At 48.4% G+C, this 12,125-nt stretch carries 10 protein-coding genes; 1 reads left to right on the top strand and 9 read right to left on the bottom strand.

Translation table 11 applies throughout. The features are described from left to right. Positions 1 to 30: 30 nt before the first annotated feature. From HH215_RS05580 to HH215_RS05565, 4 genes are read right to left on the bottom strand one after another with little or no spacing between them, the layout of a single operon-like run. A complete protein-coding gene (locus HH215_RS05580) occupies positions 31 to 1,629 on the bottom strand; it encodes an ATP-binding protein (protein ID WP_169279000.1) in 1,599 nt (532 codons plus the stop codon). A 19-nt stretch (positions 1,630 to 1,648) separates the two neighbouring features. Further along, positions 1,649 to 2,491, bottom strand: coding sequence for a CheR family methyltransferase (locus HH215_RS05575; RefSeq protein WP_254450377.1), 843 nt, complete (start codon positions 2,489 to 2,491; stop codon positions 1,649 to 1,651). 16 nt (positions 2,492 to 2,507) lie between these two features. Continuing rightward, a complete protein-coding gene (locus HH215_RS05570; RefSeq protein ID WP_254450376.1) occupies positions 2,508 to 4,184 on the bottom strand; it encodes a response regulator in 1,677 nt (558 codons plus the stop codon). Then, positions 4,181 to 6,115 carry a CHASE3 domain-containing protein gene (locus HH215_RS05565; protein ID WP_169278999.1) on the bottom strand — a complete coding sequence of 645 codons (1,935 nt, stop codon included), beginning with the start codon at positions 6,113 to 6,115 and terminating at the stop codon, positions 4,181 to 4,183. The genes HH215_RS05570 and HH215_RS05565 overlap by 4 nt, the downstream gene beginning before the upstream one ends. A gap of 301 nt (positions 6,116 to 6,416) precedes the next feature. On the opposite strand from HH215_RS05565, the gene HH215_RS05560 reads away from it, so the two are divergent. After that, positions 6,417 to 7,223, top strand: coding sequence for an arylamine N-acetyltransferase family protein (locus HH215_RS05560; protein ID WP_169278998.1), 807 nt, complete (start codon positions 6,417 to 6,419; stop codon positions 7,221 to 7,223). Here HH215_RS05560 and HH215_RS05555 read toward each other — a convergent pair. From HH215_RS05555 to HH215_RS05535, 5 genes are read right to left on the bottom strand one after another with little or no spacing between them, the layout of a single operon-like run. Continuing rightward, a complete protein-coding gene (locus HH215_RS05555) occupies positions 7,170 to 8,381 on the bottom strand; it encodes a M20 metallopeptidase family protein (protein ID WP_169278997.1) in 1,212 nt (403 codons plus the stop codon). The two genes, HH215_RS05560 and HH215_RS05555, sit on opposite strands and share 54 nt — an antisense overlap. Next, the gene (gene sdaAA / locus HH215_RS05550) at positions 8,378 to 9,271 is read right to left on the bottom strand and encodes an L-serine ammonia-lyase, iron-sulfur-dependent, subunit alpha (protein WP_169278996.1); all 894 of its coding nucleotides are present in this window, start codon (positions 9,269 to 9,271) and stop codon (positions 8,378 to 8,380) included. The genes HH215_RS05555 and sdaAA overlap by 4 nt, the downstream gene beginning before the upstream one ends. Further along, positions 9,268 to 9,951, bottom strand: coding sequence for an L-serine ammonia-lyase, iron-sulfur-dependent subunit beta (gene sdaAB, locus HH215_RS05545; RefSeq protein ID WP_169278995.1), 684 nt, complete (start codon positions 9,949 to 9,951; stop codon positions 9,268 to 9,270). Before sdaAB ends, sdaAA begins: the two co-directional genes overlap by 4 nt. A gap of 26 nt (positions 9,952 to 9,977) precedes the next feature. Then, entirely contained in the window at positions 9,978 to 11,051 is a 1,074-nt protein-coding gene (locus HH215_RS05540) for a dihydrodipicolinate synthase family protein (protein WP_169278994.1), read from the bottom strand. Then, entirely contained in the window at positions 11,051 to 12,067 is a 1,017-nt protein-coding gene (locus HH215_RS05535; RefSeq protein ID WP_169278993.1) for an NAD-dependent epimerase/dehydratase family protein, read from the bottom strand. The genes HH215_RS05540 and HH215_RS05535 overlap by 1 nt, the downstream gene beginning before the upstream one ends. Between the last annotated feature and the right edge of the window lie 58 nt (positions 12,068 to 12,125).

Genomic DNA, 12,125 nt, shown 5'->3' with positions numbered 1-12,125 from the left:
AATTCATTTTATACGGTTACGCTCCTTACGTCAATTCAGTTGGGCAGCATAGCTTTTGGCAAGTGCGGATGAATATTCCGATCCGGAGCTGGTACATGGTTTCAGATTCACCGTAAACACAAATGTTGCACCTGCCTCATCGGCCGTCGAATCCATTCGTAAGCTACCGCCCATAAGGTTCACTAGCGTATTACAGATGGCGAGCCCTAATCCCGTCCCCCCGTATTTACGGTTTATCGAAGCATCCGCTTGTGAAAAGGGTTGAAACAGCCGTCCTACGATATCAGAGGGAACTCCGATTCCTGTATCTTTAATCGTAAATTCGATCAAAACAGAGTTCTGCGTCTCTCCGATCTTGCTAACGACAAGATACACGCCTCCCTCATCCGTGAATTTGATCGCATTACCGACTAGATTCAGTAGAATTTGCTGTAATCGGTTAATATCTCCTCGAATGAATTGCGGCAGTTCCGGATCTATTACATAAACCATCTCTAACTGTTTCTCCTGAAGCTGGGAAGTAAACATATCGCGGACTTGTTCCACGCACGCGGTGAGTAGAAATGACTCTTCCTCCAGCTCAAGACGCTCCGATTCCATCTTCGAGAAATCGAGCACATTGTTCATGATGGACAACAAAGTGTTCCCGCTATTCATCACCACTTCAGCCAGCTCATGTTGCTTCTCCGTAAATCCGGAATCGAGCAAAATATCTATCATCCCGATTACGCCATTTAATGGCGTACGAATCTCATGGCTCATGATCGCGAGAAAATCCGTTTTGATTCTAGAAGCTTGTTCCGCCATCTCTTTCGCTTGAAATAATTCCGCTTCTCTTAATTTCCGATCGGTAATATCTCGAACTGTACACGCGAGCAAGGAAGAGTTTTCATTAGATTCGCCCAATTGAATTTCTGCCGGAAATGTGGATAAATCTTTTCGGTGAGGCGTCACTTCTCTTACCGTTCCGATCCAATCTTGATAATTGCTCCCTAAGGTCGGAAGTAATAGCTTGATCTCTTGTCCAATCAATTCCTGTCTGGAATATCCGAACATTTCTTCTACGGCAGGATTCGCTTGTAAAATGGTTCCTTTGGAAGTAAAGATCATCATCGAATCGATGGATGTTTCCATGATAACGCGCGCTTGAGCTTCAGACTTTCTCAATTGCTCGGTTGTTTGCACCAAGTCACGGTTAATGATCTCAAGTTGGTTAGACTGTTGTTTTAACGTTTTTTGTACATCATACAACTGGACGAAACCTTGGATCTTGGATTTTAACACATAGGGGATAAACGGTTTGACCATATAATCAATTGCCCCGGCAGAATAACCGGCGGAAAAATGCTTGGATTCATTGCTTGACGCGGTAATGAAAATGATCGGAATACTTTTAGAATTGTCGTAAGCTTTAATATGACGCGCCGTTTCGAAGCCGTCCATTCCCGGCATCTGGACATCGAGTAAAATAACTGCAATTTCATTCCTTAACAAACAACGAAGAGCTTCGGGACCGGAGTAAGCGCGTATCAATCGATAGGGTTCGCTCTCCAGCACTGCTTCAATGGCCAGCAAGTTTTCGGGATGATCATCGACTAACAAAATATTAATGGGATAGTCACGTTGCATAGCCGTCGCCCCCCTCCTATTATTTCTCTTTCCGATATAGCTTTTCTTTAATATCGATCGATTCGTAACAATCCTCATATCCGCTGAATTGGATGGACTCCCGGTCGCCTAATGCTAGAAAGCCAAACATGCTCAAACTTTCATGAAATAAACGATGGACTCGGTTCTGCAAGTTCTTATCGAAATAAATCATCACATTCCGGCAGAAAATGACGTTAAACTCATTAAATGACTGATCGGTCACTAAATTATGCCGAGCAAACACGATATTTTTCATCAAGGAGGGGTTAAAGCGTGCCGCATTGTAATGTACGGTATAGTAATCCGAAAAGAATCCCGTTCCTCCGGATTGAATGTAATTTTGCGTGTATGCCTTCATATTTTGTAAAGGAAAGATTCCCGATTTGGCTTTTTCTAACACGTTCTCATCAATATCGGTGGCGTAAATACGCGCCTTATCGTAAAGCCCTTCTTCTTGAAGAAGGATCGCCATGGACAACACTTCTTCGCCTGTTGAGCAACCTGCGTGCCATATTCGGATATGGGGATACGTATGAAGAAACGGCACAACCTTTTCCCGGAAAGCCAGGAAGAGGGAAGGATCACGGAACATTTCCGTGACATTCACCACCAAGTTAGGAAGCATTAGCTGCATTTTATCCGAATTATGCAAGATCTGCTCGATAAGGGCAGCTATATTGTTTACTCCAATATTGCGCATTCCATGTCGAATTCGGCGCCTTATCGAATCATAGGCGTAGTTCCGAAAGTCATAGCCATACATTCGGTAGATGGCTTCCAACAGTAGCTCCACTTCAATTTTTTCACGGTACTCCTCTTCCATTGTCTTCAATTCATTCATAATTCCTACGGCCTCCTTACGCGTACAACCATACCTTCAACAAAGATAGCAATTTCACGGTATCGATCGGTTTACTAATATAATCGGACGCTCCAGCATCCAGACACTTCTGGCGATCCTCTTTCATTGCTTTGGCCGTTAATGCGATAATCGGAAGTTTCTCGAAATGGGGCATCGCCCGAATCTCCTTCATCGTTTGGTACCCGTCCATCTCCGGCATCATAATGTCCATCAGGATCAAATCGAAACTTTGATCTTGCCGCAGAATCTCTAATGATTCTTTACCGTTTTCAGCAAAAGTAACGTCCAAGTTATAAGCGCTCAATACATTGGATAATGCGAAGATATTACGCATGTCGTCTTCTACCAAGAGAATTCGTTTTCCGACAAAAGCGGTTTCGTTGCTATACAGCTTTTTCAACATCTTACGCCGTTCCTCAGGTAAGTTCGCTTCCACCCGATGAAGGAACAAAGCAGTTTCGTCAAAGAGTCGTTCTTGCGATTTTACGTTTTTGATAATAATACTTTCCGCGTACTTCTTCAGTTGGATTTCTTCTTTTCTATCCAATTCCTTGCCGGTATATATAATGATCGGAAGCTGCAGCAACCTCTCCGTATGTCTTATCAGATCGAGCAACTCGAAGCCCGAAATATCAGACAATCCCAAATCCATGACCATACAATCAAAGTGTTCCGTCTGAAGCTCCTTGAGCGCTTCCTGGCCAGTGGAAACGGCGGTAATGACTACGTCGTCATGTCCAATCAGTTCCACCATGCTATCCCTCAAGACAATATCGTCTTCGACGATAAGAAGACGCTTGAGATCACGTTTCATGAAGGATTCGATTCGAGTGAATGCCTTGTCGATAGTTTCTTTATTGACCGGTTTCTTCAGATAAGCCATCGCTCCCATCATCAGTCCTTGCTGCGGTTCATCAATAATGGAAAGGACATGAATGGGAATATGCCGAGTGTCCGGGTGTTGCTTAAGACGTTCAAGAATCGACCAGCCATCGATAACCGGAAGTTGAATATCCAGCATGATCGCGTCTGGTTTGTACGCATGGGCAAGCGCCATTCCCGTATCGCCTTGCAACGCGACGATTCCCTTGAACTCGCGGGATCGAGCCATTTCCAGAATAATCTTGGCAAAATGGATATCGTCCTCGATAATAAGCAGCACTCTGTCGCCTGGCTTGATCTCCGCTCGGTCGTCTTCCACTTCCGAACTCAGAAGCAGTTCCGGGTTGTTTAGTTCAATTCTTGGAAGTAGTATTTCATCTGCAAGCGGAGCGACAATGGATCCCGATGCGGCTGTGCTCACTTCCTCTGAAGCAAAATGAGGAGAACTCATCCGGGACTCCGGTATATATAGGGTGAAGGTGCTTCCTTCTCCTTCATTGCTTTCTATCTCAATGCTTCCCCCTAACAGGGCAGAAAGCTCGCGGCTGATCGTAAGTCCTAAGCCAGTTCCGCCGTACTTTCGACTCGTCGTACCGTCAGCCTGCTGGAAGGCTTCGAAGATGACTTCTCTCTTATCCATAGAAATGCCAATTCCAGTATCGGTAACGGAGAAAGCGATGAAATGATCGTGTTCGGAAGAGTTGCCTACGGACGTACCCGATCTATGTATTCGTAGCGCGACATGACCTTGATTCGTAAATTTAACGGCATTAGATAATAAGTTTTTCAAGTTTGCCGGAGACGATGACCATCCGTGTAGATGGCTTCAGGCAAAGATTGTTCGAGATGAATGTGGAAATCGATGCCCTTGTCATTCGCCATCGGTTGAAAAACTCCCCAAAGGCTGTCTTTAATCTCTTCAAGGAATACGGGCTCCATTTCGACGATCATTTGACCGGATTCGACTTTGGATAAATCCAGAATTTCATCAATAAGCCGAAGCAAATCGCTTCCTGAAGTATGAATGGTTTTAGCAAAATCGATTTGCTTCGGATGAAGATTGCCTTCGATATTATCAGCCAACAGCTGTGACAAAATAAGCAAGCTATTTAATGGCGTCCGCAGTTCATGCGACATATTAGCTAGAAACTCGGATTTATATCGGGTTGCCGAAATAAGTTCGGCTTTCTGTTTTTCAAGAACGGCATTTTGTATTTCTACCTGCTCGTTTTTTTCTTCCGTTTCCTGATTGCTCAGCAGCAATTGTTCCTGTTGGCGTTTCAGGCGCTCTTCGGACAGCTTTAGCGAATCATTGGAAGCTTTAAGCTCATCTTGTTGGGCGATTAATTCCTCCGACTGAGCTTGCAGCTCTTCTGCTTGTTGCTGCAACTCTTCGGTCTGGGCTTGCAGTTCTTCCGATAAGGCTTGCGAATCCTCCAATAAACGCTGAACTTCCATCTGAGTAACGACGCTGTTCATCGCAATGCCCAAGGTTTTCGAAGTTTGCTCTACCAGTTGCTGTTGTAAGGGAGTGAATGCTTCCAAAGAAGCTAACTCGATGACGCCTTTTATTTTGCCTTCAAACGCAATGGGCACGATTAGAATGCTTTTCGGTGAAGATTGTCCTAATCCCGTAGTAATTTTAATGTGATTTTCCGGAACCGAATGTAACAGGAAGGTACGCTTCTCAAGCGCGGCTTGTCCCACGATCCCTTCGCCGATTCGAAATCCGGCTATCGAATGAACGTCTCCGGAAGCTGCAAAAGAAGCGATCATCGTTAGATTATCTTCAGAACGACGATAAAATACGCCATGCGAGACATTCAACAAGTAGGCCAACTTCGTAATAGCCGACTGCGCTAATTCAGAAATTTGCGAATGTCCTTGGAAGGCCGTTCCAACTTCAGCAATGCCGGTTTGAAGCCAATTCTGACTTTCGTGACTTTGCAATAGCTGATTCGTCGCTTCCCCAAGATCCTGGATCTCGTCTCGGGTCGTAATCACGATTCTTCTTGCGCTTAAGTTCCCTTCCGCGGAAGCAATGTCTACGATGGTTTTGGCGACTTGTTTAATCGATTTAACAATCGTCCCTGAAATGACATAGGAAACCACAAGGGAAATTACGGTTACGATTAGTAAAATGAGAAACAGGACTACTTTCAGATCCGCATTTCTTTGATTCAGAATATCAGACCGTTGCTGGGTTAAAGCCTTTTCTATCATGCGGAAATCGTTCAGTTGGGATGAAATCCGATCCAGAATTACTTTTCCCGTGTCCGCCTTGTACAAGCTCAAGATTTCCTGCTCTTTGTTTTCATTCTTGAGTGCGATAATCGGCTCACCCATCGTTTCAATCCACTGTTCGATATTGGTTTTGATTGCATCTAGGTTCGTTTGTTGACTCGGATTATCGGTTACGAGCTGGAAGAGCTGCTTATAATCGGCCACCCACATTTCCTTGGCCATCGTATAGGGGTCCAAATACCTCTCTTCGCCCGAAATAATATATCCTCGATGTCCCGATACCATATCCAATACTTGTTTTTCAATTTGATTGGATAAATTATGGACTTCGATATCGTGGTTTGTAATAAACTTAATCTCTTTATCCATCGAATCGATTCGATCGCTTAGAATAAAAATAGATAACCCCAGGCAAATGATGATAACAAGATAACCTAGTACGATTTTGGAACGAATGCTGAATCTCGTATTGAACATCCTACTCTACTCCCCTATGCCGCTCAGGTATGATGATCTTTGCTATGGTCAAAGACCGTTTATATTATATCATTAACAACAATACGAAAGTACGGAGTGGTCAAACATCTTCACAGCTTAGTCCTATCTAATTCGGGTGCCAAAATAGAAAATGCACCAAGCCAAAACTTTGGCTTAGTGCATTATTTAGTGGTACAGCATCTCCATCAGATCATTGTATTCATCCGATAGTAGCTAATCGTATAATGAGAGAAGGAACTAGAACCCATTAACCTGAAGCGTAAAGCTGGGAGGAATTGATATGACCGCGGAACCATACGATGTTTCACCCCGAATACGGGCTTATTTGGATCGAATACAATATGCGGGCTCCGTTGATGCCAGCCTGGCTACGCTAACTCGACTTCAGGAGCGTCATGTGCTTGCAGTGCCCTATGAGAATCTCGATATTATCAACGGCACTCCTCTTTCTTTAGAGCTAACGGATCTCTATGACAAAATCGTTCTTCGTCGCCGCGGAGGCTATTGTTTCGAACTAAATGCGCTGTACGGCTGGTTGTTAAGAGAGCTTGGTTTTACCGTTACCGATCTGTTTTCCCGCTTCTGGCGAGATGTGCCGGTAACTCCCCCTCAACGCAGACATCAAATCTTAGTCGTGCAATTGGAAGATCACCGTTATCTATGCGACGTTGGAGTCGGCGGAGTCGCCCCTCGCCAACCGATTCGATTAACCGAAGGGCTGAATCAGCAACAAGGCGATGAAATCTATCGATTAATGAGAGACGAGACTTACGGCTGGTTGTTGCAAGAACGCAAAGACGAGCAATGGAGATTGATTTATTCCTTCACGGAAGAACCGCAATTCCCTACGGACTACATTATGGCATCCTATTGGTGCGAGAACTCCCCGGATTCCAATTTCAACAAGGTACCGATAGCCGCTATCCGCACTCCTGAAGGCCGTCATTCGTTAACCGGTAAAGAATTCCGCACATTTACGGACTCGGACGCCACCATTTACACCGCTCAAACGCAAGAAGAGTTTACTTCGGCATTACGAACGTATTTCGGTATCGAGATTGCCGCTTCGACTCGACAGTTCGACTAGACGTTGGGAGGCTATCTCGGCTAACAATGCGGATCCTAGCGGAATACATTCCTCGTTCACCGTGAATTTCGGATGATGCAGGCCGTAAGCCCGATCCGCATTCGTCTCGGGGCCGGACCCCAACCAGAAGAAGCATCCAGGCACAAGGGCTAGATAGACGGAAAAGTCTTCTCCCGCCAACGTCGGCTGAGCGGTCATTCTACGGTCCGAACCGATCACGGTATCTACGACGGCATCTACATGGAGAACGGGGGCATCGTGGTTAACCAACACAGGCACTTGGCGAATGTAGGTTAACCGGACCTTGCATCGATATCCTTCAGCGATTCGATTGACGATACGTTCGATTCTCTCGGGTATTTGCTCTTGAACGCGAGGATCGAACGTACGTACGGTTCCGGTCATTTCGCAAGTTTGCGGAATGACGTTATTCGCGTCTCCCGAACGAATGCTTCCGATCGTTACGACGACAGGCTCGAACGGTGAAGCTTCTCTGCTGATGATCGTTTGCAGCGACATCACGATGGCCGATGCGCATACGATCGGATCAATGCTTTGATCGGGAATCGCCCCGTGTCCTCCTTTCCCTTCGAGAGTAATTTCGATTCGATCGACGGAGCCCATCATCGCCCCGTGTCGGGTCGCGACCATTCCCGCGGGTAAAGTCGGAAGATTATGTAGTCCGTAGATCTCGTTAACGCCGTCCAATACCCCTTGCTCGATCATGGCTTTCGCCCCGGCATTGATTTCCTCCGCCGATTGAAAGATCAAGCGGACCGAACCGTGCAGTTTCCCTCTGTCTTCCGCAAGCAGCTTCGCAGCTCCTAACAGGATTGACGTGTGCGCGTCATGTCCGCAAGCATGCATGATTCCCGGACGTACCGAGCGATAGTCGAGTTCCGTTTCCTCCTGAATAGGCAACGCATCCATATCGGCTCGCAGCGCAACAATCGGGCCTGGCTGCTCGCCGCGAATGTCCGCGACGATTCCATGGCCGCCGACTCCTTCTCGATAGGGAACGCCGATTCGCGTAAGCCGTTCGGCGACTTTGGCTGCCGTTTCGCTCTCTTGAAAGCTTAATTCGGGATGGCGGTGCAGATCTCTTCTGAACTGGATCAACTCTTCCGCGATCGCCTGGCCTCTAAGCAAAATACTCATGACTTAGTCGTGCCTCCCTTACCGTATAGTCGATTCATGATTTTACGGCCTGTGGGCGTTTGGGCTAGACCGCCTTTCGAGGTTTCTCTATGTTTCTCCGGCATGGCCGTACCGACCTCAAGCATGACCCCGATGACTTCATCAGAGGGAATTACGCTGCGCACGCCGGCGAGCGCCATATCCGTCGCGGCCAGCGCGGTTACCGCACCGAAGCCGTTTCTTACGATGCACGGGATCTCTACGAGTCCGCCGACCGGGTCGCAGATGAGACCTAACGAGTTTTTGAGCGCCAAACCTACCGCATGAACGGCTTGCTCGGGCGTTCCTCCGCGAAGCTCGGTAAGCGCTCCGGCCGCCATGCCGATTGCGGAACCGACTTCGGCTTGACAGCCTCCTTCGGCTCCCGACACGAAGGAGTTGTTCGCGATCACGTAACCGATAGCGCCGGCGGCGAATAGCCCATTCACCAAGATCGCATCGTCCCAGCCGAATCGGATCTGAGAGCTGACGAATACGCCGGGGATGATTCCGCAGGAACCCGCCGTCGGCGTAGCGATAATTCGTCCCATCGAGGCGTTCACTTCGGAGACGGCCAGCGCGTAGGCCAGCGCCGAGCAGGCTTCCGAGCCTAACGAAGACGTGTTGTTCTGCAAATGGTTCATAACGCGCTGCGCATCTCCGCCTGTAAGTCCGCTTCGGGATGTCGTGTCTTCTTCGAGTCCCTTGCGCACCGCTTCCTTCATGACTTGATAATACGATGACATCTGTTCAATCACGTGCAGCTCGGTCTTTCCCGTTTCCTGGGCTTGCTCCATGACCATTAATCGTCCGATGGACACCGATTCTTCCCGGCATAACTCAACCAGTTGCTCCAAGGTGGAGAATCTCAAGATGACCCCTCCCTGTTCGTAAGATCGATCACGCATACGCGTTGCACGTTCGATAAACTTTCAATTCGCTCGATCACAGGGCCGGGTATCGCTTCATCACTCTCGATCACGGTCAAGACGTCGCCATTCCTGGATTTGCGATCGACTTCCATATACCCGATATTCATCTTCCCATCCTTGACGATTTCCGTCATCTCCGCGATCATGCCCGGCCTGTCGGCGTGAAAGATCAACAACGTCGGATACACGGCCGTGAATTTCACTTCAAAATGATTGACGTTCAGGATTTCGACGTTGCCTCCGCCGATCGAGCATCCCGTGACTGTTACGGTTCGATCATCGCGCTTCAGAACCATTTTCGCGGTATTCGGATGAACTCCCATCGCTTGTTCCTTATGAAATCTTATGTTGATTCCCGCTTCGGAGGCTAACCGAAGAGCCTCCCTGATCCGCTGATCGTCGGTATCGCAATCCAATAAACCGGCGGCTATGGCGAGGTCCGTGCCGTGCCCCCGGTAAGTATCCGCGAATGATCCGTAGAAGTAAATATCCGCTTCCTCGGGTAATCCGCCGACGATTTGTCTCGCGATTCGTCCTAACCGAACAGCGCCGGCGGTATGTGAGCTAGAGGGTCCGATCATGCTCGGACCGATAATGGAGAAGACGTCCTTGAATCGCAATGCTGAACCCCCCACCCAAGTAAGAACTATTCGTCGGCAAGCCATTCCTGCAGATGAGCGGCGACAAACTCATCGTCATTCAGATGCGGATATTGCGCGTATACGCGATCGATATCTTCCGATTGGCCCGGAGACAGCTTCTCGTCCGGATTAAGGCACCATGTCCCGTTCAATAAGCCTTGCCTTCGCAATACTTCGTGTATACCGGGTATGCATCCTTCGAAATGATGAGCGGGATCGAAGAACGCCGCATTAGAGTCTGTGACTTGAATATTACGCGTGAGCCATTCTTTGGATAATTCCGGGTTGTTCCGAACCGTCTTGATCTCTTCCATCAGCTCGACGGCTTTGTTCGTCCATACCGCCCAATGTCCAAGCAATCCGCCCACGATCGCTTTTTCCACGGGTCTGCCGTCGATATCGAAACGGTAAGTCGTCAATAAATCGGCGATGATATTATCGTCGTTCCCCGTATAGAGGGCAATCTCGTCACGCCTGCTCGAATAACAGACCGCGCGAACGACGTCGATCGTCTGGTAGCGGTTAAACGGCGCCATCTTGATCGCGACGACGTTAGGGATCTCTGCGAATTCGCGCCAAAAATCATAGCTGAAGATTCTGCCGCCGACGGAAGGTTGCAAGTAGAAGCCGATGACGGGAATCAATTCCGCGACGCGCCGAGTTCTCTCCAGAATATCCCGTTCGCTCAGGCCCTTGAGGCCGCCCATGCTGAGAAGCGCCGCTTCATAACCAAGCTCTAACGCGATCCGGGTTTCGTTTAAAGCTTGCTCCGTCGGTCCGCATATTCCCGCGACTTTAATGAACGGGCGCTCAAGATTAGCTTTCGTCACTTCTTCCGCCGCTAATCTCAAGATCGTCTCGTAAAGATCGTGTTCCTTGTCCCGAATCTCGAATTGCGTGGAGTGTACGCCTACCGCGATTCCTCCCGCTCCGGAAGCCATATAGTATCGGGTTAGCGCCCGTTGATGTCTCGCGTCCAGCTTACGATTCTCATCCAAGGCTAGAGGATGAGCCGGAATAACGAGTCCGTCATGAAGAGCTTCGAACAATTCCCGTGACAATGCGTTACCCGTAGCCATTAGAATTTCCCCTTCCGTTCTTGGAAATGAGTCGGCTTGTTCCATGTCGACCCGCCATGTTTCACCCATTCCGCCGTCCAATCGATCATCTGCAGCAAAGATACGGTCGGATAGCCGAATAGTTGATGGGATTTCGATGCGTTGTTCAACAACGCGGTATCCGACTCGACTCCTTCGAAGATCGCTTCCTTGCCGATTCGTTTCGCGAATTCATTAGCCGCCCAGCGTATCGACAAAGTCTCCGGACCGGTAATGTTCATAATGGAAGGCGGGTTGGTGCATTGCGTTAAGCACCTTAGCGCCATCGCGTTGGCATCTCCTTGCCAGATTACGTTAGCGAAGCCCATCGATAGATTAATGCTCCGCCCTTCGTTAATCGCTTTAGCCAATTCCAGAAGCACGCCATAGCGCATATCGATCGCATAATTCAAACGGTACATCACCATCGGCGTTTGGTTCTTATTGGAGTGATATTCGAAGATTCGCTCCCTTCCGAGACAGGATTGCGCATACTCGCCTAATGGCTCGGGCGAGACGGATTCGCTGGCTCCTCCTCCGCTAACGGGCAGGAACGGGTAAATATTGCCGGACGAGAAAACGACGATCCGGGATTCCTTAAACTTCTCCGCTACCCTGCCGGGCAAATACGTATTCATCGCCCATGTGAAATGTTCGTTGCCCGTCGTCCCGAACTTATTGCCTGCCATGTAGATGACGTTCTCGACGTTCGGAAGTCCCTTCAATGCTTCATCGTCCAACAACTCGCAGGAAATCGTTTCGACGCCTGCCTCTTCCAGTTCTCGGCGCGCTTCCGCATTGGAGAAACGGGAAACCCCGATGACGCGTTTGGCTAGATCTCCTTCGCGAATGGCGTTCATTGCGAGCCTGGCTAAGCTCGGGCCCATCTTGCCTCCAACGCCTAACAGAACGATATCTCCATTCACTTTAGCTAAGTCTCTTATTAACGCTTCCGAAGGCTCGGCTAGTTTGGCTTCCAATTCCGCTACCGTTCTCATCGTTCATTCCCCCTATAGATCGTTCATAGCCCTATGATACGACTAAGTTTTATATAAA

Source organism: Cohnella herbarum (genome assembly GCF_012849095.1).
Lineage (GTDB): Bacteria > Bacillota > Bacilli > Paenibacillales > Paenibacillaceae > Cohnella > Cohnella herbarum.
The sequence above is the reverse complement of the archived record's forward strand: the minus strand, read 5'-3'. Positions and strand labels throughout refer to the sequence as shown.